The organism is Marinomonas sp. 5E14-1, assembly GCF_039939215.1.
Lineage (GTDB): Bacteria > Pseudomonadota > Gammaproteobacteria > Pseudomonadales > Marinomonadaceae > Marinomonas.
Map to the genome: position 1 here is coordinate 26,113 of NZ_JBDXMW010000016.1, position 25,451 is coordinate 51,563.

Annotated in this window: 22 protein-coding genes and 1 other RNA gene; 22 read left to right on the forward strand and 1 reads right to left on the reverse strand. The window is 42.1% G+C overall.

Going from position 1 to position 25,451, the window contains the following annotated elements; translation table 11 throughout:
* The first annotated feature begins 3 nt into the window (after positions 1-3).
* The 21 genes from ABFY09_RS13320 (at position 4) to mutT (ending at position 24,172) form a co-directional block, all read left to right on the forward strand.
* Complete coding sequence (locus ABFY09_RS13320; protein WP_347984797.1) at positions 4-1,311, forward strand: ATP-binding protein; 1,308 nt, start codon at positions 4-6, stop codon at positions 1,309-1,311.
* A 74-nt stretch (positions 1,312-1,385) separates the two neighbouring features.
* Positions 1,386-1,734, forward strand: an RNA gene (gene rnpB, locus ABFY09_RS13325) — RNase P RNA component class A.
* Positions 1,735-2,026: 292 nt separating this feature from the next.
* On the forward strand, positions 2,027-2,482 hold the full coding sequence (gene mraZ, locus ABFY09_RS13330) for a division/cell wall cluster transcriptional repressor MraZ (RefSeq protein ID WP_317004256.1): 456 nt from the start codon (positions 2,027-2,029) through the stop codon (positions 2,480-2,482).
* Positions 2,479-3,417, forward strand: coding sequence for a 16S rRNA (cytosine(1402)-N(4))-methyltransferase RsmH (rsmH, locus tag ABFY09_RS13335; protein ID WP_347984798.1), 939 nt, complete (start codon positions 2,479-2,481; stop codon positions 3,415-3,417). Before mraZ ends, rsmH begins: the two co-directional genes overlap by 4 nt.
* The gene (gene ftsL / locus ABFY09_RS13340; protein ID WP_347984799.1) at positions 3,410-3,688 is read left to right on the forward strand and encodes a cell division protein FtsL; all 279 of its coding nucleotides are present in this window, start codon (positions 3,410-3,412) and stop codon (positions 3,686-3,688) included. The genes rsmH and ftsL overlap by 8 nt, the downstream gene beginning before the upstream one ends.
* Positions 3,685-5,451: a penicillin-binding protein 2 gene (locus ABFY09_RS13345; protein WP_347984800.1), complete on the forward strand. Its 1,767-nt coding sequence runs from the start codon at positions 3,685-3,687 to the stop codon at positions 5,449-5,451. The genes ftsL and ABFY09_RS13345 overlap by 4 nt, the downstream gene beginning before the upstream one ends.
* Entirely contained in the window at positions 5,452-6,921 is a 1,470-nt protein-coding gene (locus ABFY09_RS13350) for a UDP-N-acetylmuramoyl-L-alanyl-D-glutamate--2,6-diaminopimelate ligase (protein WP_347984801.1), read from the forward strand.
* Positions 6,911-8,254, forward strand: a complete 1,344-nt coding sequence (gene murF, locus ABFY09_RS13355) for a UDP-N-acetylmuramoyl-tripeptide--D-alanyl-D-alanine ligase (protein WP_347984802.1) — start codon at positions 6,911-6,913, stop codon at positions 8,252-8,254. Before ABFY09_RS13350 ends, murF begins: the two co-directional genes overlap by 11 nt.
* A gap of 18 nt (positions 8,255-8,272) precedes the next feature.
* Entirely contained in the window at positions 8,273-9,355 is a 1,083-nt protein-coding gene (gene mraY / locus ABFY09_RS13360) for a phospho-N-acetylmuramoyl-pentapeptide-transferase (RefSeq protein ID WP_347984803.1), read from the forward strand.
* A gap of 9 nt (positions 9,356-9,364) precedes the next feature.
* Positions 9,365-10,714: a UDP-N-acetylmuramoyl-L-alanine--D-glutamate ligase gene (murD, locus tag ABFY09_RS13365; protein ID WP_347984804.1), complete on the forward strand. Its 1,350-nt coding sequence runs from the start codon at positions 9,365-9,367 to the stop codon at positions 10,712-10,714.
* The gene (ftsW, locus tag ABFY09_RS13370; RefSeq protein ID WP_347984805.1) at positions 10,711-11,919 is read left to right on the forward strand and encodes a putative lipid II flippase FtsW; all 1,209 of its coding nucleotides are present in this window, start codon (positions 10,711-10,713) and stop codon (positions 11,917-11,919) included. The genes murD and ftsW overlap by 4 nt, the downstream gene beginning before the upstream one ends.
* A complete protein-coding gene (murG, locus tag ABFY09_RS13375; RefSeq protein ID WP_347984806.1) occupies positions 11,916-12,986 on the forward strand; it encodes an undecaprenyldiphospho-muramoylpentapeptide beta-N-acetylglucosaminyltransferase in 1,071 nt (356 codons plus the stop codon). The genes ftsW and murG overlap by 4 nt, the downstream gene beginning before the upstream one ends.
* The gene (murC, locus tag ABFY09_RS13380; protein ID WP_317005997.1) at positions 12,986-14,407 is read left to right on the forward strand and encodes a UDP-N-acetylmuramate--L-alanine ligase; all 1,422 of its coding nucleotides are present in this window, start codon (positions 12,986-12,988) and stop codon (positions 14,405-14,407) included. Before murG ends, murC begins: the two co-directional genes overlap by 1 nt.
* 1 nt (position 14,408) lies before the next feature.
* Positions 14,409-15,362, forward strand: coding sequence for a D-alanine--D-alanine ligase (locus tag ABFY09_RS13385; protein WP_347984807.1), 954 nt, complete (start codon positions 14,409-14,411; stop codon positions 15,360-15,362).
* 3 nt (positions 15,363-15,365) lie between these two features.
* Positions 15,366-16,046, forward strand: coding sequence for a cell division protein FtsQ/DivIB (locus tag ABFY09_RS13390; protein WP_347984808.1), 681 nt, complete (start codon positions 15,366-15,368; stop codon positions 16,044-16,046).
* 73 nt (positions 16,047-16,119) lie between these two features.
* Entirely contained in the window at positions 16,120-17,391 is a 1,272-nt protein-coding gene (ftsA, locus tag ABFY09_RS13395; protein ID WP_347984809.1) for a cell division protein FtsA, read from the forward strand.
* Positions 17,392-17,431: 40 nt separating this feature from the next.
* A complete protein-coding gene (ftsZ, locus tag ABFY09_RS13400; RefSeq protein WP_347984810.1) occupies positions 17,432-18,664 on the forward strand; it encodes a cell division protein FtsZ in 1,233 nt (410 codons plus the stop codon).
* A 112-nt stretch (positions 18,665-18,776) separates the two neighbouring features.
* Positions 18,777-19,694 carry a UDP-3-O-acyl-N-acetylglucosamine deacetylase gene (gene lpxC / locus ABFY09_RS13405; RefSeq protein ID WP_347984811.1) on the forward strand — a complete coding sequence of 306 codons (918 nt, stop codon included), beginning with the start codon at positions 18,777-18,779 and terminating at the stop codon, positions 19,692-19,694.
* 147 nt (positions 19,695-19,841) lie between these two features.
* Positions 19,842-22,550 carry a preprotein translocase subunit SecA gene (gene secA / locus ABFY09_RS13410; protein WP_347984812.1) on the forward strand — a complete coding sequence of 903 codons (2,709 nt, stop codon included), beginning with the start codon at positions 19,842-19,844 and terminating at the stop codon, positions 22,548-22,550.
* A gap of 15 nt (positions 22,551-22,565) precedes the next feature.
* Positions 22,566-23,786: a bifunctional glutamate N-acetyltransferase/amino-acid acetyltransferase ArgJ gene (gene argJ, locus ABFY09_RS13415; protein ID WP_347984813.1), complete on the forward strand. Its 1,221-nt coding sequence runs from the start codon at positions 22,566-22,568 to the stop codon at positions 23,784-23,786.
* Positions 23,786-24,172, forward strand: coding sequence for an 8-oxo-dGTP diphosphatase MutT (mutT, locus tag ABFY09_RS13420; RefSeq protein WP_347984814.1), 387 nt, complete (start codon positions 23,786-23,788; stop codon positions 24,170-24,172). Before argJ ends, mutT begins: the two co-directional genes overlap by 1 nt.
* A 44-nt stretch (positions 24,173-24,216) precedes the next feature.
* On the opposite strand, the gene ABFY09_RS13425 is transcribed toward mutT, so the two are convergent.
* Positions 24,217-25,014, reverse strand: coding sequence for a response regulator (locus ABFY09_RS13425; RefSeq protein WP_347984815.1), 798 nt, complete (start codon positions 25,012-25,014; stop codon positions 24,217-24,219).
* 144 nt (positions 25,015-25,158) lie between these two features.
* Here ABFY09_RS13425 and ppiC point away from each other — a divergent pair, with 144 nt between their 5' ends.
* Entirely contained in the window at positions 25,159-25,437 is a 279-nt protein-coding gene (gene ppiC, locus ABFY09_RS13430) for a peptidylprolyl isomerase PpiC (RefSeq protein ID WP_347984816.1), read from the forward strand.
* Positions 25,438-25,451: the final 14 nt, after the last annotated feature.

Here is a 25,451-nt window from a genome sequence, read left to right on the forward strand (position 1 = left end):
TTTATGAAGAATACTTTTCTACGCGTGTTTCTTGTGGTGCTGTTGTCTAATATTGTTGTTGTCAGTATTGGTTTGGGGATGGTGCAGTTTATTCAGAAACGCAATCAAGTGTCAGCGGATGTCTTAGGAGATGTCGGTGTTCAATTGGTTGCAGGGTATGAAAAGTTTGGGCTGAGGTCTCTGAAGGCTGAGGTCGAAAAAGCAGAAAAAAGGTTATCTGGGACGATTTACCTTTATCAAGAAAATGGTCGGCCACTTCTTAAATCATTGCCTCGTAATTTTAGAGGGCAAAATACGAATGATTCAGCGAGTCGTCCAGCGGCTGACTTTTTACATAGTCAGTTTATACAGGTGATTGGTGGGAATAATGTTCAATATCTGCTGATCTTTAAGCCGGATCCAAAGATTGATTCTTTGGCGCCGGAGGCTGTAGTTGGGTTTTCTTTGTTGGGTTTGTTGGTGTCGAGTGGTGTATTGGCTTATTGGCTTTTGGGTCCGCTACTTAAATTGCAAAGAGTGGCTCGCTCTTTCGGTCAAGGCGATATGACGGCGAGGGTGGAAGATAAATTAGCTCGACGCCGTGATGCGATTGGTAAGTTGGCTCAAGAATTTAATGAAATGGCAGTTCGTATTGAGACGCTTTTATCGTCTAAAGAGCGTTTGATGAGAGATGTATCTCATGAACTAAGGACTCCTTTGGCACGTATTGAAGTTGCTCTAACTATTGCTGAAGACAAATACGCAATTGAAACTCAAAAAGGTTATTTATGTCGGATTCGTACCGAGTTACATGAGTTGGATGAGTTAATCGGGCAAGTGTTAACTTTGAGTCGTTTAGAAGCGGCTTCGCTTTTAAAAGAGCAAATGAACTTTCAAGAGTGGCTTGATGATATTGTGGATGATGTTAGTTTTGAGAGTCAGTTAAAAGGAATCTCTGTTACCAAGTCCGGTCGTTTTCCTAAAACCATATTGGGTGATCCTCTTCAGCTGCGTCATGCGATAGAAAATGTTCTGCGAAATGCCTGTTTCTATGCAGGTGAAGGTGGTGACATTGAAGTGGTTACTGAAGAAAAATCGGGCTCTGCTTTTATCTATGTTCGAGATAATGGGCCTGGTGTTTCTGAGGATAAATTGGAAAAAATCTTCCACGCTTTTTATAGGTCGTCTGAAGCGCGTGAGACAAATAGTGGTGGTTTTGGTGTAGGGCTAACTATTTCGCAGCGTATTATTCGAGCTCATAAAGGAGTTATTTCAGCTCGAAATCATGAAGAAGGTGGTTTAGAAGTTTGTTTTCAATTGCCTTTGGCATGATCGACTTGGCTTTTTCTGCGGTCGTCAGAAAAAGAGCTTGTTATTGTTGTACTAGGTAAGTAAGATGCGCCTCGCAAGTTGGCTAGGCAGTCGCCGCTCAATTTATTGAGGGGAGGAAAGTCCGGGCTTCGCAGGGTGAAGTGCCAGGTAACGCCTGGGGGGCGCGAGCCTACGGAAAGTGCAGCAGAAAATATACCGCCTAAGCAGTTTAATGCCGGTAAGGTTGAAATGGTGCGGTAAGAGCGCACCGCGCGACTGGTAACAGTTCGTGGCATGGTAAACCCCACTTGAAGCAAGACCAAATAGGAACTCTTTGGCGTGACCCGCGCTGAGTTCGGGTAGGTTGCTAGAGACGTGCAGTGATGTACGGATTAGATGAATGACTGTCCACGACAGAACCCGGCTTATCGGCCAACTTGCAATTTTTCTCTCTTCCCGCGTTAACTATTTTTCCCAATTTCTAATCTTAATTGTCAGAAAGCTAATTTATATTGTTTTCGGCTTTTTTGTGTCTGTGTTTTTTGTTTGCTCTCAATTTTCTGCTGATTTTTCTATTTAACTGTCTTTAAACGAAAAAACGTATAAAAACACCGCTTTTGGGCGGTGTTTTAGTATCCGTTGTGCCCGTTTTTCTATTTTCTACTAATATTTTTTTACTATTTTGATAAAAAAGTGTTAAATTGTGGGATAAAGTGTCTATAAGTGGGGTTTGGTTGTGTTCAGAGGAATTCATCAAGTAAGCGTTGATGTGAAGGGGCGTATGTCGCTCCCTGCACGTTTGCGTGATGAATTAGCCCAATACGACGATGAAGGCGTCGTCGTCACAATTGATCCAGTGTCCAGATGTTTGTTGCTTTATCCCTTATCTGAGTGGGATTTAATTCAACAAAAATTAGACAAGTTGCCGACATTTCAGCCTCAAGCCAGACGGCTTCAGCGTTTACTTGTTGGTCATGCAACAGATTTAGAGGTGGATAAAGCAGGGCGTATTTTGTTGCCAGCGCCACTTCGAGAGTTTGCTCGCTTAGATAAAAAACTCACGATTTTGGGTCAAGGTAAGAAATTAGAGATCTGGAGCTATGAAGAGTGGGAAGCACAACGTGAAGATTACTTGGCTCAAGACGCGCTTGAGGATCTACAAATAGAAACCATGATGGATATTTCTTTATGACAAATACGATGGCAGAACACATAAGCGTCATGCTTCATGAGTCCGTCGATATGCTAGTGACTGACGAGAACGGCCTTTATGTCGATGGTACTTTCGGCCGAGGTGGTCACACTCGTTTAGTGCTAAACAGGCTGAAAGAAGGTCGCTTGCTTGGTTTTGATAAAGATCCTGTGGCAATAGAACATGGTAAACAGCTAGAGCAAGAAGATCCTCGCTTTTCTATTGTACAAGACAGTTTTGCCAATATGGCGATGCAAATTCCTAATGTGTTCCGTGTGGATAGGGTTGACGGTGTGATGATGGATTTGGGGGTTTCTTCTCCTCAAATTGATGACGCTGAACGCGGCTTTAGTTTTATGAACGATGGTCCGCTTGATATGCGCATGAACCCTAACGAAGGGATGAGTGCGGCAGAGTGGATTGCTGTAGCAAAAGAAAAAGAGATTGCAGATGTTATGTATCAATACGGTGAAGAGCGATTCTCTCGTCGTATTGCAAAAGCCATTTGTGAATATCGTGCTCACACTCCTATTTTAACCACTCTTCAATTATCGAAAATTGTAGCTGAAGCTAATCCTGCATGGGAGAAAGGCAAAAATCCTGCAACTCGAGCTTTTCAAGGTATTCGTATTTACATCAATAACGAGCTTGGTGATTTGGAGTTAGGGCTTGATGCCGCTGCCGAAGCTTTAAAAGTTGGCGGACGATTGGCTGTCATCAGTTTTCATTCTCTTGAAGATCGTATTGTTAAGCGCTTCATGAAGTTAAAAGCCAAAGGGCCTGAGTTACCAAGGCATTTACCTATTCAGAATGCACATCTCAACATCAAATTTAAAACAGTGGGTAAGGCCATTAAGCCGTCTCAATCTGAAGTGAGTGAGAATGTTCGCTCTCGAAGCGCGGTGTTAAGAGTTTTGGAGCGAGTAAGTGATTAGGCCGACTTTTTCGCCTTTGATATTTATCGCCTGTGTTTTGATGTTGGCGATCGTTTCTGTAGCGGTCGTTGCTCAAGTTTATGACTTCAGAAAAAACTTCTCTTATCTTCAAGCGTTGAAGCAAAGCGAAGTGGATTACGAAGTGAAATGGGGGCAGTTGTTGCTTGAACAAAGTGCTCTCACTCAGCCGAGCCGTTTAGAGCAGTCGGCAATTAGAAAATTAAATATGCACTCACCTTCACCGGATGAATTGGTAATAGTAAAACCATGAGTACTGAAAATAGTGTTTACACCCCAGCCAAATGGCGTTTTAGATTTGTTTATCTTATCGCTTTGATGTTGTTTCTTGTCGCAGGCGGGCGACTCTTTCACCTGACGGTTGTTGATAGAGATTTTCTACAGAATCAAGGTGAAATTAGAGCAGTAAGAACAGAATCTATTCCTGCCACTCGTGGCATGATTTTAGATCGTCGTGGCGAGCCTTTGGCGGTGAGTACGCCTACTTGGACTGTAGTGGCTAACCCTAGAGCGCTTTGGAATTTAGAGCGTGATCTATCTACGAATTCTGGGCCAGATCAAGAAATTACACGCCTCGCCGAAGTGATGGGTGTTGGACGTGCTTGGTTAGAAGAAAAATTTGAAGCAAACAAAAAGCGGTCTTTTATGTATTTGCGTCGTCAAATATCGCCTCATGAGGCGGACGCTATTATGGCTGCGAAAGTCGTCGGTGTTACAAAAACGAAAGAATATAAGCGCTTTTATCCTGCTGGTGAGGTAGCTTCCCATGTTGTTGGCTTTACCAATATTGATGATAAAGGCCAAGAAGGGGTTGAGTTAGCGTATGACCGAGCATTGCAAGGTGAGCCGGGACGTCGTAGTTATGTTAAGGATCTTTCAGGAAATATTATTCGCGGAATCGGTGTTGATGAGGCAGAGCACCCTGGTGAAAATATAGAGTTGAGCGTCGACCTTAGACTGCAGTATTTGGCTTATCGAGAGTTAAAAGCGGCAGTAACTGAGCATCGTGCAACTTCTGCATCTGCCGTTATTCTAGATGTGAAAACGGGAGAGATTTTGGCGATGGTGAATCAGCCTTCTTATAACCCGAATGATAGATCTAAACTGGAATACGAGGAGTTACGAAATAGAGCGGTAATCGATTTGTTTGAACCAGGTTCAACTATGAAGCCTTTTACTGTTTCTGCGGCTTTGATGTCTGGGCAATACACCACGGAAATGACTATTAATACGTCGCCAGGTTATTTGCGCTTTGGTCGTTTTACCATTCGCGATGCGACTAACTATGGTGATATGGATTTTGAGAAGCTGCTCATCAAGTCGAGTAACGTTGGTGCTTCAAAAATAGCACTTTCTTTGCCTCAAGATGCTATATGGAATATGGATTATGAGCTTGGTATCGGTTCTCCTGTAGGAATAGGTTTCCCTGGTGAAGCCTCTGGCGTGCTGCCGTCGCATCCTAAATGGCATCCATCTGAAATTGCAACCTTGTCTTATGGCTATGGTTTGTCTGTATCGACTTTGCAGTTGGCGCAGGCTTACATGACGTTAGCGAACGATGGCTATCGTGTTCCTGTGACGCTTTTTAAACAAGATTCTCCTGCTAATGGTAAACAAGTGATTCCTCGTAAGGTCGCCAAAGACGTGGTCAAAATGATGGAGGCTGTTGTTCAAAAAGGGTCTGGTAAAGCGGCTCAGATTCCAGGTTACCGAGTGGCGGGAAAAACAGGTACCGTTCATAAAGTTGGCTCGAAAGGCTATGAATATGATCAATACATTGCCTTATTTGCTGGCGTTGCTCCAGCGTCAAATCCGCGCTTAGCCATGGTTGTCATGATAAATGACCCTAAAGGGCGAGAATATTACGGCGGTGAAGTGGCGGCGCCAGTATTTTCTCGAGTCATGGAAGGAGCGTTGACAACATTGAATATTTACCCTGATCTACCAGAAGGTCTTAGAGAAGTGCGTTTGGAGTCGAAGAAAACTGTCCCTCTTCAAGTCGTACAAGGTGGTTAAATGGTTCAATTCTCTCATGAGCAGTTACTTACTTTAGCGGGTTTCTCCGTCGGAGAAAACTCGCATTCTGCGTTTTATAATCTTGTTGAAACAGACAGCCGAAAAGTCAATGAAGATACGATCTTTTTTGCTTTGCCGGGAGTGAGCTCTAATGGTTGGGATTACTTAGACAATGTTGCTTCTCTTGGCTGTCGGGTTGCTGTTGTTCCGAATAATATAGATTTGCACCATGATAAAATTGAGCTTATCTCGGTTGAAGATCCTGCCAAACTTTTAGTCGCTTGTTTACAGCAGTTTTTTGGTGCTATGCCTAAGCAAATGGTGGCTGTTACAGGTACCAATGGCAAGTCGTCTATTTGTTACTATATGGCTCAGCTGGCACAGTATTCTGGTTTAAAGAGTGGTTTGGTGGGGACTTTCGGTGTTGGCGCATTAGATAATCTGCAAGAGGCGAAACAAACTACTCCAGATTTATTATCTCTTCATCGAACACTCATTGAAATGGCTGACTCTGGTGTGGAGTTTGTTGCTTTTGAGGCGTCTTCGCATGCTTTGGATCAAGGGCGAATTGAAGGGGTTCCTTTTCAAACAGCTGTCTTTTCAAACCTGTCTCGTGATCATCTTGATTATCATGGTGATATGGACTCTTATGCTTTGGCCAAACAGCGTTTATTTACTTTTCCAACGCTGACTCATTCTGTTTTCTGTCTTGATGATGAATATGCCACTTTTATGACAAAAGCCGCGCTGAATTCGAGTTGCCACTATTATAGTGCTGAAAATGCATTGGCGGATTTTTACGTAAAGGATCTAGTGCTTGATGTTTCTGGTTTTCGTTTTGTGCTGTGCCATCCTGAAGGGGAAAGCTATGTTGAACTTCCTTTGTTGGGACGTTTTAATGTGCAAAATGCCTTGGCAGCCTTGGCGAGTCTTTGGTACCAAACGAGCGATAAAGCGCTTCTTATCGAAGGTATGTCGAAATTGCGAGGCGCGCCAGGTCGAATGGACAAAGTAGAAGTGGCTGGTGCCCCTCTTGTTGTTGTGGATTTCGCTCATACCTCTGATGCGTTAGTGGTTGCGTTGCAGGCAGTAAAAAAGCATGCCAATGGTCGGCTTATTTGTGTTTTCGGTTGTGGTGGTGATCGTGATAGAGGTAAACGGCCTTTAATGATGTCGGCGGCATTGTCTAATGCGGATTATGTTTGGTTGACATCTGATAACCCAAGAACAGAGTCAATGGAGCAAATTTTTTCTGATGTTTTGTCGGAAGTTGAATCTGATGATAAGAGGTTCTGTCTTGAATTTGACCGTCGTATGGCAATTAGCGAAGCGATTGCCTCTGCAGATGTAAACGATGTGATTCTTATTGCTGGTAAAGGGCATGAAAACTATCAGGATATTCAGGGTGTGAAACACCATTTTGATGATAAAGAGGAAGCCTTAAAGGCGTTGGAAGCTTATGTTGGTTGATCTTACTCTGGCGGATATCGCTGCGGCTTGTCATGGAGAGCTGGTTGGTCCGAACCAAAGTATTCAGTTGGTAGTAACAGATACTCGAAAAATATCGAATGGTTGTTTGTTTGTCGCATTAACAGGTGAGCGTTTTGATGGTCATGATTATGCTGCCGCTGCGATGAATTCTGGTGCGGTTGGTGTATTGGTTGATCGTGATGTGGATGTCGAATCTTATGTCAAAGTGACAGATACTAAGGTTGCGTACGGACGTGTTGCTCGCTTGGTACGAGACGCTTTTAAAGAGCTAGTTGTTTGTATTACAGGTAGTAATGGTAAAACAACTGTAAAAGATTGGTTGGCACAATCCTTTACCGATCAAAAAGTGTTAAAAACGCAGGCCAATTTGAACAATCAAATAGGTGTGCCGCAAACTTTGTTAGGTTTAGCGTCTTTTCATGATGTTGCTGTGGTAGAAACGGGAACCAGTATTCCGGGTGAAATCGAGCGATTGGCTGAGATTGCTTTTCCAGATGTGGTGATTTTAACCAATGCAAGTGGTAGTCACTTTGAAGGTTTTGGAAGTCTTGAGGGCATTGCTAAGGAAAAAGGGTGTTTGATTTCTGGCGCTCACCCTGATGCGACAATTATTCTAAATTCTGATGATGGTTTTTATCCTTATTGGTGTGAGTTGGCTGGTTCGCGTCCTGTGTTGTCTTTTGGTTTCGGTGAGTCTGCGGATCTTTATGCTTTTGATTTAGAGCTAAACGCTGAATCTAGTCAGGCAAAGTTTTGCTATCAAGGTGAAGTGCTATCTGTATTTATAGCAAGTGCAGGTAAACATCAAATTGCTAATGGTATGGCGGTTGTGTTGGCTTTAATGGCAACTGGCATGAGTTTCCATGATGCGGTGCAAAAATTGGAATCTCCAGTGCATATATCTGGGCGATTAGAGCGCCTTAGAACAAAAAATGAAGCTCTCTTAATTAATGATTGTTACAATGCCAGCCCAACATCTGTAGAGGCCGCAATTGATGTGCTTGCTATGCAGTCAGTTGATAAAACATGGCTGATTTTGGGGGCGTTAGGAGAGCTTGGTGAACGACAGGAAGCTGTCCATCGAAATCTAGGTTTATACGCTAAAGAAAAAGGTATTTCTTGTTTGATTTGTGTTGGTGCCGTTGCAGGTGTGGCAGGAGCTGCTTTTATGGAAAAAGGCGGTGATGCAAAGTTGTGTAATTCACATGATGAAGCGGCAGCGTTAGTTTGTTCGCTTGGAAGAAATCACGCCATTTTAGTGAAGGGCTCTCGCTCCGCTAAAATGGAAAATGTTATTGAAGCATTAAAATAATTAGGATGTTCCTGACCAATGTTACTTTTGCTGGCGACTTATTTAAGTAAGTATCACACTTTTTTTGCAGTGTTTAATTATTTGTCACTTCGAGCCATTTTGGGTGTGCTCACTGCGTTAGTTATCTCTCTTTTAATCGGCAATAAAGTAATTGTTTTATTGCAGCGTTTGCAAATCGGGCAAGCTGTTCGAGATGACGGCCCACAATCCCATTTATCCAAAGCCGGTACACCAACGATGGGTGGAGCGTTAATTATTTTTTCCATCACGGTCAGTACGCTTTTGTGGGGCGATTTAACCAACCAATATGTGTGGGTTGTTTTGCTAGTTATGTTGGCTTTTGGCGTTGTTGGTTGGGTTGATGATTATCGAAAAGTCGTGGAAAAAAATTCTCGAGGTTTACCTAGCCGTTGGAAATATTTTTGGCAAAGTGTATTCGGTTTGGCGGCAGCGTTTTATTTGTATTACACAGCCAGTACACCAGCCGAAACGACATTGATAGTTCCTTTGTTTAAAGATGTGGCTATTCCTTTAGGCGCGTTTTTTATTGTGCTTACTTATTTTGTTATTGTCGGAACCAGTAATGCAGTCAACCTTACTGACGGTCTAGATGGTTTAGCAATTTTACCTACTGTACTCGTAGGTGGCGCGTTAGGTGTGTTTGCTTATTTAACCGGTAACGTTCGCTTTTCTGAGTATTTGTTAATTCCTTATGTGCATGGTTCGGGTGAGTTACTCGTATTTTGTGCCGCTTTAGCGGGGGCTGGATTGGGCTTTTTGTGGTTTAACACATACCCAGCGCAAATATTTATGGGGGATGTAGGTTCCTTGGCACTTGGTGCAGCGCTGGGTGTGATAGCGGTGATTGTTCGCCAAGAGTTGGTATTGTTTATTATGGGCGGTGTTTTTGTTATGGAAACCGTGTCTGTAATCTTGCAAGTCGCCTCCTATAAGTTAACAAAACGCAGAATTTTTAGAATGGCGCCAATACATCATCATTTTGAGTTAAAAGGATGGGCTGAGCCTAAAGTGATTGTGCGTTTTTGGATTATTACTGTTTGCCTTGTTTTGATTGGTTTCGCTACCTTAAAAGTACGTTAGGAGTTTTAAATGTCGTTGATCGGGTCAGATCGAGTAAGAGCCGTTGTTGGCTTGGGAGCGACAGGTTTATCTTGTGTACGCTTTTTAGCTAGCAAGGGAATTGATTTTTATGTGGTGGATTCTCGTGAGAACCCTCCAGGATTGGAACAGGCAAAATTGCTTTGTCCAGAAGATCGTATTTTGACAGGTGATTTAGCGGTACTTGAAACCCTTGGTGTAACTGAATTGTATGTTAGCCCTGGTATCGCATTGCGGACGCCTGTTTTGTCTCGTTTAGCTGAAAAGGGTGTGGCCATGCGAGGCGATATTGATTTGTTTTGCGATTATGTGGACGCACCGTTCGTCGCTATTACAGGCTCAAATGCCAAAAGCACAGTCACTACCTTGGTGGCTTTGTTGCTTCAGGCGTGCGGAAAAAATGTTAAGGCAGGCGGCAATTTAGGATTGCCAGCTTTGGATCTCCTTTCTTCCGGTACGGATTATTATGTATTGGAATTATCTAGCTTTCAGCTTGAAACGACACCTGCTTTGCAAGCGGATGTAGCTTGTCTTTTAAATGTCTCTGAAGATCATATGGATCGTTATAGTGATTTTTACGAGTATCAGCGCGTGAAGCAAAGAGTGTATCGAGGTTGTAAAGCGGCAGTTTGCAACAAACAAGATATTTTGACGGCACCTTTACTGGCAGAAGCAACCCCTGTGCGTGCTTTCACGACAAAAAGTCCAGACCTTAAAGAGTTTGGTATGTTGAAAGATGATGATGGAGCTTGGTTATGTCGTGGTGTTGAGCGCTTGTACCATACTTCTCAAATTGCATTAAAAGGCACGCACAATTACGCAAATATTTTGGCTGCACTGGCTATGCTGGAATTATTGGGCATGGATGTGCTATCAGAAGCTGTTGCTAAGGTTTTAGCGGAATTTGGCGGTTTGTCACATCGTTGTGAAAGTGTTCGTACTTATCGCGGAGCCACGTTTATTAATGACTCCAAAGGTACAAACGTTGGTGCAACCCTTGCTGCTTTACAGGGGCTTGGCTCCACGTCACATAAAAACATTACTCTTATTGCTGGCGGTGAGGGGAAAGGGGCGGACTTCAGTGACTTGAAAAAGCCTGTATCTGATTTTGTTTGTACGGTTTATTTGTTTGGTAAAGACGCGGATAACATTGCGAAGGCATTGTCTCTAGATGCTAATATCAAACGCTTTGAAACATTGGATGAAATTATTCATGACATTTCTTCGACGGTAAAAGAAGATGATGTGGTCCTTTTTTCGCCGGCCTGCGCTAGTTTGGATATATACAAAAACTATGAAGCGCGCGGCGAGCACTTCGTAAACTTGGTTACTGCCTTATGACATGGTTAAACATGTTTGATCGGGTTTCTTGGCGAGAATTTTCTCGTATCGATGCTATTTTCTTGTCTTCTGTAGTGTCTATTTTGGCGTTGGGTATTGTTATGGTATCTAGTGCTTCCATTTCTGTGTCAGAAAGCATTCACGGTCACCCTTACTTTTTCATGATGCGTCAGTCCTTGTACTTGATTCTTGGTTTGGTATTCGGTTGGGCTTTGTTGTCTTTACCCACTAGCCAATTGCAAAAATGGGGCATCCTGATGATGGGTTTGTCTCTTATTTTGTTGATATTGGTTTTGGTGCCAGGAATCGGGAAGAGTGTAAATGGTAGTCGTCGTTGGATTAATTTAGTGGTGTTTAACCTACAAGCCTCGGAGGTCGCGAAAGTTTGTGTGGTGGTTTATATGTCTGGTTATTTGGTACGACGTGCTGACCGAGTGCGAGAAGGGTGGGTTGGTTTCTTTCTTCCTCTTTGTCTTTGTAGTGTTTTCTTGCTGTTTTTATTACTTGAACCAGATTTCGGGGCGTCGGTTGTGTTGCTCGGCACTGTGATGGTTCTGTTGTTTTTAGGTGGGGCGCCTTTATACCAGTTTTTGCTTTTGATGGTAGGTGCTGTGTCTATGTTAGGTGTGGTGGCGATATCTGAAAGTTATCGTTTAAAACGCTTGATGAATTTTATTGACCCTTGGGCGGATCCTTTTAATGAAGGCTATCAGTTAAGTCAGGCGCTTATCGCATATGGACGTGGTGAGTGGTTTGGTCTTGGTTTGGGTAACAGTGTTCAAAAGCTTTCCTACTTGCCTGAGGCGCATACCGATTTTGTATTTTCGATTTGGGTTGAAGAAACGGGTATGTTGGGTGGTTTGCTGCTGATTCTTTTGTTTGCTGTGATGATAGGGCGAACATTTAAAATAGGCAGAAAAGCCATGTTTTTATCGCGACCTTTTGCTGCTTACATGTGTTTTGGTTTTGCGATTCTTATTTTAGCTCAAGTGATTATTAATATCGGTGTGAACACTGGATTCTTGCCAACAAAAGGGTTAACACTGCCTTTAATTAGTTACGGTGGTAGTAGTTTGATTATCACTTTGGGAAGTTTGTTTGTGGTTGCCCGAGTTGATGTAGAGAATCGTCGCGCTGATAAGGAACTCGGTGTCACGGACGCCAAGCTAGAAAGTGACAGTCAAGAAAAAGAGAGAGCAGAATGAGTGCTACTAAAAAAGTTATTGTGATGGCTGGCGGAACTGGCGGACATATTTATCCTGCTCTAGCTTGTGTCCATGCTTTTATTGATAAAGGTCTGGATGTTGAATGGCTTGGGTCAAAAGGTGGGATGGAAGAAAAGCTTGTCGCGGAACATGATATTCGCCTGCATTCATTATCAATTAAAGGTGTAAGAGGTAAAGGCTTATTAGGGCTTCTGGCTGCTCCATTTAGAGTCTTGCATGCTATTGGTCAGGCTGTTGCTGTTTTACAAAAAACAAAACCTGATGTTGTGTTGGGAATGGGTGGGTTTGTTGCCGGCCCTGGTGGCGTTGCGGCTAAGCTGTTGAGAATTCCACTAGTGATTCATGAGCAAAATGCGGTTGCAGGAACCACAAACAAATTGTTATCTAAAGTAGCCACTTTGAAGTTGCAAGCTTTTGATAGTGCTCTGCCTAATGCTTTGAGTGTTGGTAACCCAATTCGAAATGATATATTGCAGCAGCAAGTTCGTGTCACCAGAGAAAATGTAGCACGCCCGTTACGGTTGTTGGTTGTCGGTGGAAGCTTAGGTGCAAAAGCAATTAATGATGTGATGCCGCAGGTTTTGGCTAATTGGTCTTTTTCTCAGCGTTTGGATGTTTGGCATCAAACAGGTGTGCGAAATTTTGATGAAGTTAAAGCTTTATATAAAAATGCCAATGTTGATGCGAGAGTTGAGCCGTATTTGGATAATATGGATCAAGCGTATTATTGGGCGGATATTGTTCTGTGTCGTGCTGGTGCTATGACGGTCAGCGAGTTGGCGGTAGCTGGATTGCCTTCTATTTTGATTCCATATCCTTTTGCAATTGATGATCATCAGACTGAGAATGCCCGTTATTTAGAGAAAGTAGGCGGGGCGTATTTGCTGCCTCAGCCACAACTGACCTGTGAAAAAATTCTATCTTTACTTTCTGAGTTTGTTGAAAACGAAGAAGCATTAATAAAAATGGGCGAGCAAGCGAAAGCGGTGGCTCACCCTAATGCAACACAAGATGTGGTTGCACACTGTTTAAGGTTAATAAAATGATGATTGATCAGAAGACACAATACGATATTCCAACTATGCGCCGCATTCAAAATATCCATTTCATCGGTATTGGCGGTGTTGGGATGTGTGGTATCGCGGAAGTGTTACATAATCAAGGTTATCAAGTTTCTGGTTCCGACTTAAAATCCTCGGCGGTGACTGAGCGTTTAGAAGAGTTAGGGATTAAGGTGTATTTAGGGCATTTGGAAGAAAATGTCTATGACGCTCACGTTATTGTTGTTTCGACAGCCATTAACGAGGAAAACCCAGAGATTATTTGGGGTAAAGAGCATCGCATTCCAATTGTTCGTAGAGCAGAAATGTTGGCTGAATTGATGCGCTACCGACATGGTATTGCTGTGGCGGGAACTCATGGTAAAACAACAACAACGAGTTTAATGGCATCGATTTTAGCAGCGACAGGTGAAGCGCCTACCTTTGTTATTGGTGGCCGTTTAACCAGTGCTGGTGCAAATGCGCAATTAGGTAGTAGCTCTTATCTTGTGGCCGAGGCAGATGAAAGTGATGCTTCATTCCTTCACTTACAGCCTCAAACTGTCATCGTGACGAATATCGATGAAGATCACATGGACACTTATGATGGTGACTTTGAAAAAGTAAAACATACTTTTGTGGAGTTCATACATAATTTGCCGTTTTATGGTTTGGCTGTGTTGTGTGTAGATGACGAGAATGTTCGGGAGATTTTACCTTCATTGAGTCGCCCTGTATTGACTTATGGTATTGAGCAGCAAGCTGATTTCTATGCGACTGACATTGTTCAAACTGGTCGCTACTGTGAGTTTTTAGCGCATCGACCAGAAGGTGAACCATTGAAGATTCGTTTGCCTATGCCTGGTAGGCATAATGTTTTGAATGCTCTGTCGACAATTGCTGTTGCAACGGATCTTGGTGTGGATGCAAGCGCTATTCAAGCAGGATTAATGGGCTTTGAAGGTGTTGGTCGTCGTTTTCAGGAGCAGAAGCCGCTGGCGCTTCCTAATGGCTCCGAAGTGATGTTTGTCGATGATTATGGTCATCACCCAAGTGAAGTGTTGGCGACGATTAAAGCTATTCGCGGAGGGTGGCCAGAAAAACGTTTGGTTATGGTTTATCAGCCTCATCGCTATACTCGTACTCGAGATTTGTATGAAGACTTTGTGCGTGTTTTATCGCAAGTCGATGTGCTCTTATTGTTAGATGTTTATGCAGCGGGTGAAACGCCAATTAATGGCGCTGATAGCCGATCTTTGTGTGGCAGTATTCGTCAGCGCGGTAATGTTGACCCTATTCATGTGGGTGGTGAATCTGATTTACGCTCGATTTTGAGTAATGTTTTGCGAGATGGGGATTTGTTAATTACACAAGGTGCTGGGGATATCGGTGCTGTGTCTAAAAAATTGTCAGTAAGCGGTATTTGATATGTCAAAGTCATTAAAAGAACTGGTTATTGCTGTCATCTATGGTGGACGTTCTGCAGAGCGTGAAGTGTCTTTGCAAAGTGGTCTGCTCGTTGTTGAAGGTCTTAAAGCAAAAGGTTGTCAGGTAATTGGCCTTGATTTATATGGCGAAAAGGCAAGTCTAGATCCAGTGCAGCAGCTTCAATCTATAGAGTTTGATTTGGCGTTTATAGCACTCCACGGTGGAGAAGGGGAAGATGGCCGAGTTCAAGCTTTGCTAGAGATGTTAGGTAAGCCCTACACAGGAAGTTCGCCGTTAGCGTGTGGTTTAGCGATGGACAAGGTTTTAACCAAGCGTTTTTGGAATGGTATTGGCATACCAACACCCGCTTATTTATCGTTTGTTGATCAAGTTGATGCGAACGTTATCGAAGAAAGCATGTCTTATCCTATGATTGTGAAGCCTTCTAGGGAAGGGTCAACAATAGGAATTAATAAGGCAAGTAATCGTGAAGAGTTGGATGAGGCGCTTCTAAAAGCACTTGAATACGATTCCGATGTGTTGGTTGAAGAGTTCGTTGATGGTCCAGAGTTTACTATCACAATCATTGATGATGTTGCTTACCCTGCAATTGGCTTGAAGGCATCGCCAGATCACAAGTTGTATGATTATGAGGCTAAGTATATAGCGGAAGATACACAATATTTATTGCCTTGTGGTTTGAATGAAGATGACGAAAACGAACTGCAAATGCTTGCGTTAGATGCTTATCGTTCGTTGGGTTGTTCTGGTTGGGGGCGTGTAGACATTATGCGTGATCAGGCTGGTGTATTTTGGGTGTTGGAAGTTAATACAGCTCCGGGTATGACGACTCACAGTCTTGTCCCTATGGCAGCTAATCATGTTGGTATTGATTACCCTTCATTGGTGGAGAAAATTGCCATAGATGCTTGGGGAAAAGCAGAGCGTGATTGATTTATGAGGATAGCGGCGCTTATTGGGGCGATTTTATTGATATTGGTTGCCATTTTCCAGGATGAAGATTCCCCCGTTACTTGGTTTGCTATTCAAAAAATCGAGATAGAAGGGGATTTGAATTATGTTACGGAAGCTGAGCTTGAAGCGCATTATTCTGAATTGTTAGGCGAGAGTCTGTTAAGTCTTTCTGTGGTAGATGCTTTAGACCTTGCAAGGTCGCCTGAGTGGGTTGAAAGTGCAGAAGTGCGTAAAGTTTGGCCAAATATATTGCAGGTGCTTGTTCATGAGTACACTCCGCTCGCATACTGGCGTGATCGACAGTTGATCTCAACATCTTCTGTGGTGATTAGACCTAATCAAATTCCAGATCTGCCACTTCCTCGTTTATATGGCCCAGATGGCACAAGTGATGTTGTGCTTGAGCAGTTTGGTTTGATTAGTCAGGTATTGGCTGCAACATCTTTGCGGATTTTTACACTAACTTTAGAACCTAGAGGCGCTTGGAATGTTACCTTTACCAACGGCATAGTTGTAAAGCTGGGTAGAGAGGAAGTTTTAGAGAGATTACAGCGCTTTATAGCGGTGTATAAAAGTGATTTATCGGGTAGAATAGATCAAATTACGTCAGTCGATGCTCGCTACCCTCATGGTGTGGCAGTGGGTTGGAAAGCAAAAGAGTGACATTAACTTGTTTGTTGTTATTTATAAACGCAAACATCAGTAGTTATAAAACACGCAATACCGGGAAGGTGAAATGATAGTCGGTTTGGATGTAGGCACATCAAAAGTTATCTGTTTAGTTGGTGAAGTACTGGCTGATGGTAGTTTGGAAATTGTCGGTATTGGCTCTCATAGCGCCAAAGGTATGAAGCGTGGCGTTGTTATAAATATTGAATCTACAGTGCAATCTATTCAGCGAGCAGTTGAAGAAGCTGAGCTGATGGCAGGATGTAATATTCATTCTGTGTATGTCAGTGTGGCAGGTAGTCATATTCGTAGCTTGAACTCTCATGGCATTGTTGCCGTTAAGAACGGTGAAGTTCAGCAAGAAGATATAGAAAGAGTGATAGACGCAGCGCAAGCTGTTCCAATTTCATCCGATCAACGCGTTCTCCATATTCTTCCACAGGAATACCACATAGACTCTCAAGAAGGGATTAAAGACCCTTTAGGTATGTCTGGTGTTCGTCTTGAAGCAAATGTTCATCTTATTTCTGGTGCCGTTAATGCGGTTATGAATGTAGAAAAGTGCATTAAGCGCTGTGGCTTAGGTGTTGATGGCGTCATTCTTTCTCAGCTCGCTTCTAGTGATTCTTCATTAAGTGAAGATGAAAAAGATTTAGGTGTTTGTTTGATCGATATTGGTGCTGGCACATCAGATATTGCGGTCTGGATTGATGGTGCGTTACATCATACAGCTGTCGTACCCGTTGCTGGAGATCAAGTGACAAATGATATTTCCATGGCGTTGCGCACACCGACTCAGCATGCTGAAGAAATAAAGGTGAAATACGCCTGCGCAATGTCATCTATGGTATCTGCAGATCAAGTTTTGCAGGTGCCAAGTGTTGGTGATCGCCAACCAAGATCAATCACTCGTCATACCCTGACAGAGGTGGTTGAGGCAAGATATGAAGAAATTTACACCTTAATTTTGGATGAGTTAAGGCGTAGTGGTTACGCAGAGAGAATCCCAGCAGGTATTGTAATTACTGGTGGTACGTCGCTTATGGAAGGCGCTGCAGACTTGGCTGAGAAGATTTTTCAGATGCCAATTCGATTATCTGTGCCAGATTGTACTAAAGGAATGTCTGATATTGTCGATAACCCTATATATTCAACAAGCGTTGGATTATTGGCTTATGGTAGTAAAGAGACCGAAGTAACTGAAATCTCAAAGCGGACGATGTCTAAGACGAAAACTAAACGAGAAACATCAATTCTGGTACCTAAGGAAACTAAACCATCTTTCAGTGCAACGAAGGCATGGCAGAAATTAAAACACTGGTTTCAGAGTTATATTTAGTCAGAATTGATTATGAATTTATTTGAGGAGCGATAAGCCCATGAGTGTCTTTGATTTAGCAGAAGATAATTTGTCCGATAATGCTGTTATTAAAGTAATTGGTGTTGGTGGTGGCGGCGGTAATGCTGTTCGTCATATGTTGCAAAATCGCCTAGAGGGCGTTGAGTTCATTTGTGCCAATACAGATTCGAAAGCCTTAATAGGTTTTGATACGGGTGTTTCTTTGCAATTAGGTTCAGCCATCACTAAAGGGCTTGGAGCTGGCGCAAACCCTGAGGTCGGACGAGACTCTGCCCTAGAAGATCAAGAAAAAATTACACATTTGCTAACTGGTGCCGATATGGTGTTTATCACGGCCGGTATGGGTGGCGGCACAGGAACGGGTGCGGCACCTGTTATTGCTAAAGTTGCTCGTGAGTTGGGCATATTAACTGTTGCTGTAGTAACTAAGCCTTTTCCTTTCGAAGGCCGCCGTCGAGCAAAAGTTGCCGAAGAAGGTGTTAAAGAATTACGAGAAAATGTCGATTCATTAATTACAGTACCAAATGAACGCCTTCTTCCTGTGCTAGGTAAAAATATTTCATTGTTGAAAGCGTTTGGTGAAGCGAACAATGTTCTGTTTAATGCTGTTCAAGGTATTACAGATTTGATTATGCGACCAGGCCTTATCAACGTTGACTTCGCTGATGTAAGAACGGTGATGTCTGAGATGGGAATGGCGATGATGGGAACGGGCTCTGCATCAGGTGATGATAGAGCAAGGGTTGCAGCAGAGGCTGCTATACATAATCCATTATTAGAAGATATCAATCTTAAAGGTGCGCGAGGTGTACTGGTAAATATCACGGCAAACGAAGAAGTTGGTTTGTCTGAGTTTACTGAGGTTGGTGGCATTATTGAAGAATATGCATCGGAAGATGCTACTGTCGTGATTGGTTGTGCAATTGATCCTAATGTTGGTGATGAAATGCGAGTTACGGTGGTGGCAACTGGTTTAGAGGGTCGTCCTGCAGTTGAAATGAAATCTGCTGTTGGTGAATCTGTTGTCTCTCAACCAGTAACGGCAAGACCTGAACCTGTAGTGGAGAGTGTAGAAACGCCTCAAGTTGTAGCGTCTCAGTCTGAGTCTCAACCATTGCCTAATGCAAAGGTTGAAGAGGTAGAGAAAAGCTTGAATGAAAAAGTAGAGTCAGCTGACTCTTCTGAAGCGTCGAGTGACGATAAATTATCGTATTTGGACATTCCAGCATTCTTGCGTAGACAAGCTGACTAGACTAGTTTGCGCAAAAATAATGAAATATCAATATGTTGGATTGTATAATCAAGAGCTTGTTGATACTATTTTTTCAAAGATTAGTATCCATTCATAAAATTGTAGGAATATAATGGTACGCCAACACACACTAAAAAACATTATTCGAGCAACTGGAGTTGGTTTACACTCTGGTGAGAAAGTGTATTTGACACTTAAACCAGCACCTGTAAATACTGGCATTGTATTTGTTCGTACAGACTTAGATCCTGTTGTAGAAATTCCTGGTGATGCTCGATCGGTAGGTTCAACTAATTTTGCTACGGCTTTATGTCAGGGTGATGTAAAAGTTAGCACTGTGGAGCATTTGTTATCTGCAATGGCTGGTTTAGGTGTTGATAATGCCTATGTTGAAGTGAGTGCTAGTGAGATTCCTTTGATGGATGGTAGTGCGAGTCCTTTTGTATTTTTATTGCAATCTGCTGGATTGGAAGCTCAAAACGCGCCTAAGAAATTCATCAGAGTCAAAAAGCCAATTAAAGTAGAAGAAGACGATAAGTTTGCTTCATTAGAGCCTCATTCTTGCTTTCGTTTGTCTTTTACTATTGATTTTCAGCACCCTGCAATTGGTGAAGATGTTCAAAGTACTTCATTCGATTTCTCGACAACAACCTTTGTCAAAGAAATTAGTCGTGCAAGAACATTTGGTTTTATGAAAGATCTTGAATACTTCAAGAATAATAACCTTGCTCGCGGTGCAAACATGGAAAATGCAATCGTTCTTGATGATTTTAGAGTATTGAATGACGAAGGTTTGCGTTATAGAGATGAGCTAGTACGTCACAAGGTGTTAGATGCTATTGGTGATCTTTATTTGCTAGGTCATAGTTTGATTGGTGAATATAAAGCATACAAATCTGGACACGCATTAAACAACAAATTGTTGTTGGCTTTGCTTGAGCAGCAAGATGCTTGGGAATATGTTGTCTTTGAGGATGAAGCGCAAGCTGACCCTATTTCTTATACGGATTCAGTTTTTGCAAATGCCTAGTTACTAGTGCTGAAAACTTGATCGAATTACAAAAAAACCAGACATAATGTCTGGTTTTTTTGTATATAGGTTCTTGATATTTCATGTTTTGTCACACATTACCATGATAGACTGTGTTTATTACTAATTGGATACGTTGAGTTCAAGATGTTAGGAACTGTAATTAAAAAAATTATCGGTACAAAGAATGACCGAGAAGTTAAACGATATAGAAAAGTTGTTTCACAAATCAATCAATTTGAAGAGCCTTTAAAAGGATTGTCTGATGACGATTTGGCTGCAAAAACGGGTGAGTTTCGTGAGCGTCTTCATGCCGGAGCATCATTAGATTCTATTTTACCGGAAGCTTTTGCCGTTGTTCGCGAGGGTAGTCGTCGAGTTATGGGAATGCGTCATTTCGACGTTCAGCTTATCGGCGGTATGGTACTTAATGAAGGTCGTATCGCAGAAATGCGTACAGGTGAAGGTAAAACGCTGGTTGCGACTCTGGCAGTATATTTAAACGCTTTATCATCAAAAGGTATTCATGTTGTTACCGTGAATGACTATTTGGCAAAGCGTGACGCTAATTGGATGAGACCACTTTATGAGTTCTTAGATATGAGTGTTGGCGTTGTCTTTTCTGGGCAGGATCGAGAAGACAAAAAAGCTGCTTACTTATGTGATATCACTTATGGCACCAACAACGAATTTGGTTTTGATTATTTGCGTGACAACATGGTTTTCCGTTTAGAAGATCGTGTGCAGCGTGAATTGAATTTCTCTGTTGTCGATGAGGTGGATTCCATTCTTATTGATGAGGCTAGAACGCCGCTTATTATTTCTGGTGCAGTTGAAGATAGTTCAGAGCAGTATCGCCGAATCAATGAACTGGCACCTTTGCTTATTAAGCAAGAAGAAGCGGAAGGTGAAGACGAAATAACGGGTCATTATGTTTATGATGAATCTCAGCGCAATATTGAATTAACTGAAGAAGGCCACTCTTTTGTCGAAGGTTGGTTGGTAGAGCAAGACATGCTAGGTGAAGGTGAGAGCCTTTATGCAGCTGCGAATTTGTCTTTGCTTCATCATGTTCATGCTTGTCTGAAAGCTCATGTTATTTTCAAGAAAAACGTTGATTATGTTATTCAAGGTGATCAAATCGTCATCGTTGATGAACATACTGGACGTACTATGGCTGGGCGCCGTTGGTCTGAAGGAATTCACCAAGCGGTTGAAGCAAAAGAAGGTGTGACTATTCAGGCGGAAAGCCAGACTTTGGCTTCAACAACCTTCCAGAATTATTTCCGTTTATATGAAAAATTGTCAGGTATGACAGGGACAGCAGACACTGAAGCTTTTGAGTTTCAGCAAATTTATGGTTTGTCTGTTGTTGTTATTCCAACGAATCGCCAAGTTCAGCGTAAAGACTTCAATGACTTGATTTATATGTCTACTGAAGACAAGTTTGAAGCGATTGTAGTAGATATTGAAGAAGTGGTTAATCAAGGTCGCCCTGTACTTGTTGGTACTGCTTCGATTGAATATTCTGAGTTGTTATCAAGCTATCTCAATAAAAAGAACGTAAAACATAATGTGTTGAATGCCAAACAGCATGAGAGAGAGGCGGAAATTGTCGCTGATGCTGGTCGACCTGGGGCTGTAACCATTGCAACTAACATGGCTGGGCGTGGTACCGACATTGTTCTTGGCGGTAATTTGCAAGTTGAGCTGGCTCAACTTGGTGAAAGCGCTAGCCAAGAAAGTATTGATGCACTTAAAGCAGATTGGGAATCACGTAATGAAGCTGTTTTGACTGCAGGTGGTTTGCATATTATCGGTACAGAACGTCATGAATCTCGCCGTATAGATAATCAGTTGCGTGGCCGTGCAGGCCGTCAAGGTGATGTAGGTTCTTCTCGTTTCTACTTATCACTAGAAGATAATTTAATGCGGATTTTCATGTCAGACCGCATCAAGAAAATGATGATGGCACTTGGTATGGAAAAAGGTGAAGCCATTGAGCATAAGATGGTTTCTAACGCGATTGAAAAAGCCCAGCGTAAAGTTGAAGGTCGTAACTTCGATATTCGTAAACAGTTATTAGAATACGACGATGTTGCTAATGATCAGAGGCAAGTAATCTATACTCAGCGCTTTGATATGATGGTTTCTGATGATTTATCTGAAGCTATTGCAGCAATGAGAGAGGAAGTTATTTCTGACTTGATTGATGAGTTTATACCGCCTCAAAGTATCTTTGATATGTGGGATCTTACTGGTCTGGAAGAGAAGTTACGCAACGAATTCGGCTTAGACTTGCCTATTGCTCAGTGGGTTGAAGAAGATAAAAAACTTTATGAAGAGCCACTTCGTCAGAAGGTTCTTGATAGTGTGGCTTCTAATCATAAGGAAAAAGAAGAGATTGCTGGAGCTCCTGCATTCCGATCATTTGAGAAACAAGTATTGCTTCAAGTGCTTGATACTCTTTGGAAAGAACATTTGCAAACCATGGACATGCTGCGCCAAGGTATTCATTTGCGTGGTTATGCTCAGAAAAATCCGAAGCAAGAATATAAGCGTGAAGCATTTGAATTGTTCCAAGGTTTATTAAGCCAGATTAAATTTGAAGTTATTCAAATTATCACGAGAGTAAAAATACAGTCTGCAGAAGAAGCTGAAAAGATTGAAGAAGCTCGTCGTCAGCAAGAAGAAAAGACTAAAATGGACATGGTTCACAACTCTGTAGACTCATTATCGAATGAATCGGATTCATCGTCTGATGATGGTGCTGAGTACCCTAAAGTAGGTCGAAATGAGCTTTGTCCTTGTGGCTCTGGTAAGAAATACAAACAATGTCACGGTCGCCTAGTTTAATTGGAGAGCATTTAAATGGCTGTAGGGTTGCATGATTTCCCTCTCATACCTGAAATTAAAGGTGTGAGAATTGGTGTTACGGAAGCGGGTATTAAAAAAGCAAACAAAAAAGACCTTGTTCTTTTTGAGTTGTGTGAAGGTGCTTCCGTTGCTGGTGTGTTTACTCAAAACGCTTTCTGCGCTGCGCCAGTTCGTATTTGTCAGAAGCATTTAAGCACGACAAACAGTAGATATTTGCTTGTTAATACAGGCAATGCTAATGCCGGTACTGGAAAGTCAGGGCTTGAAAATGCATTAAAGACTTGTGATGCGTTAGCGCTTCAAGTAGGTGTTGATGTTGATGCTGTTTTACCTTTTTCAACAGGTGTAATTGGTGAGCCTTTACAAGTAAATAAAATCATTGATGCGATACCGGCAGCGATTGCTAACTTATCTGCGGATAATTGGAATGCGGCAGGTGTTGGTATTATGACTACTGATACTTTGCCAAAAGGCTCAGTACGCACCTTTGAATTTGAAGGTCGAACTTATACCGTCGCGGGTATTTCGAAAGGTGCTGGCATGATTCGTCCTAACATGGCGACCATGTTGGGTTATGTATTCAGCGATATTTCAATGGATGAGGATTTGCTTCACAGCATTTTAAAAGACGTTGTAAATAAGAGCTTTAATCGCATTACAGTTGATAGTGATACATCAACTAATGATTCTTGTATTGCTGTTGCTACTGGAATGGCAAGTAATGTTAAATTGACTTCTATTAACGAGCCTTTGACGCAAGTCTTTATCTCGGCTTTTACAGAAGTAATGCAAGAGCTTGCTCATGCAATCGTAAGAGATGGAGAAGGTGCGACTAAGTTTGTGACTGTTGAGGTTGTTGGTGCCGTTGAGCAACAAGATGCGACTAAAACTGCATTTGAAATCGCGCACTCACCACTGGTGAAAACAGCTCTTTTCGCTTCAGATCCTAACTGGGGGCGTATTTTGGCTGTTGTCGGTCGTGCAGGTGTTGAGAATTTAGATGTTGATAAAGTTCAGTTGCATATTAATGGTTTCGAGATCGCGCGAGACGGTGGTAGATCCCCTGACTATTTGGAAGAGCATGGCCAAAAAGCCATGGCGCCAGATGAAATCCATATTTGCATTGATTTAGGTATGGGTAAGGAATCTGATATGGTTTGGACGACAGATTTCTCTCATGAATATGTCACTATTAATGCTGAGTACCGCACCTAATGTTAATTAGAGTTGCAGTAGGTATTATTTTAAGAGACGACCTTGTTTTTATTGCCTTGAGAAAGGGTAATCAAGATCAAGGTGGTTTATGGGAGTTTCCTGGAGGTAAATGCGAGCCTTCAGAGTCTGCTGAGATTGCTTTGATTCGAGAATTGAAAGAGGAGTGTGATATCTCTGTGACAGAGTACTCTTTCTTTAAAGAAATTTCTCATGATTACGGCGATAAGAAAGTTCATCTGCTTTTCTATCAGGTTACAGGTTTTGAAGGTAACCCGATAGGAAAAGAAGGCCAAGAGGTTCGTTGGGTGCCTGTTCAGACTTTATCTTCCTATGACTTTCCTGAGGCGAATCTGGAAATAGTGGATGACTTAATCTTGAGTGTTTAATTCTTAAGTGTCAAAAAAAGAGCTTCAACATGAAGCTCTTTTTTTTAGTTCAAAATTTGTGCTAAGAGTTTTCTTACGACACTTGGTTCAAAAGGTTTCCCACAGATAGCATCGACGCCTTCTTGAGCAATATTAGATAGCTGGCTGTCTTCTGAATTTGAGCTTACCATTAAAATAGGAATATGAGCTAATTCTGTGCTTTGTCTTACTGCGTCAGTCAGTTCTTTGCCATCCATTTCTGGCATGTTGTAATCCGTTACGATTAAGTCAAACTCTGCTTGATTCAGAATGTCTATGGCTTCTTTACCATTCTCAGCAAACTCAATATCAACAATTCCCATTGTATTGAGTGTTTTGCTTATGTGCTTTCTCGCCATACGGCTGTCGTCAGTGACTAATACTCGAAGTGTCCTAGGGTCAAACATTTCTAGATCTATTTCCTCTTCGACGATTAAGTCGAGAGTAGCGTGTATAGCACGTTTGAGATCTTTTTGATTGAAAGGTTTTGGTAAAATGGCGAGTACGCCCGATTGTCTAAGGTGTTCTAAATGATCTCTATTCCGTTCGCTGGAAATTAGCATGAAACATTGTCCTTCAGTGTCTTCGTTTGAGCGAATTTTATCGATAAGGTCATTCGCTGAGCCATCAGGAAGGTACATAGAGGAAATAACAAGATCTGGAGGGAAGGATGTTAATAGGTCCATCGTTTCTTGGATGCTGTTCACACATTCTATTTGCTTTATGCCGGCATCTTCCAGTGCTTTTATAATAATCTTTCTTTGTGTGTCTGAAGGCTCTACAAGAAGAAAGGAAAGATCGCTAATTGCTGCATAAGTGCTCATTGATAAACTCGCCTAGTGTTGTTGGTGTTAATCCATTATGGACGGCTGTATTGTTCTGAAGTTAATTATTTATAGTAACTGCTTCTATTATATTAAATAGGTTACCATGTTTTATCTAGTATATTTAAGTAACAGGAATTATAGATGTCTACTGCAAGTGCGTGCCATATTTTAGTGAAAACAAAACCGGAAGCTGAGTCTATTAAAGAAAAATTGGATAAAGGTGGTGACTTTTATAAGCTAGCTAAAAAGTTTTCGATTTGCCCTTCTGGAAAGAAAGGCGGGGATTTAGGGGAATTTAAAAAAGGCGCTATGGTTGCAGCTTTTGATAAAGCCGTTTTTAATGGTCCCCTATTAAAAGTACAGGGGCCAGTTAAAACGCAATTTGGCTTTCACTTAATAAAAGTACTTTATCGTTCTTAAAATGTTTCTATTGT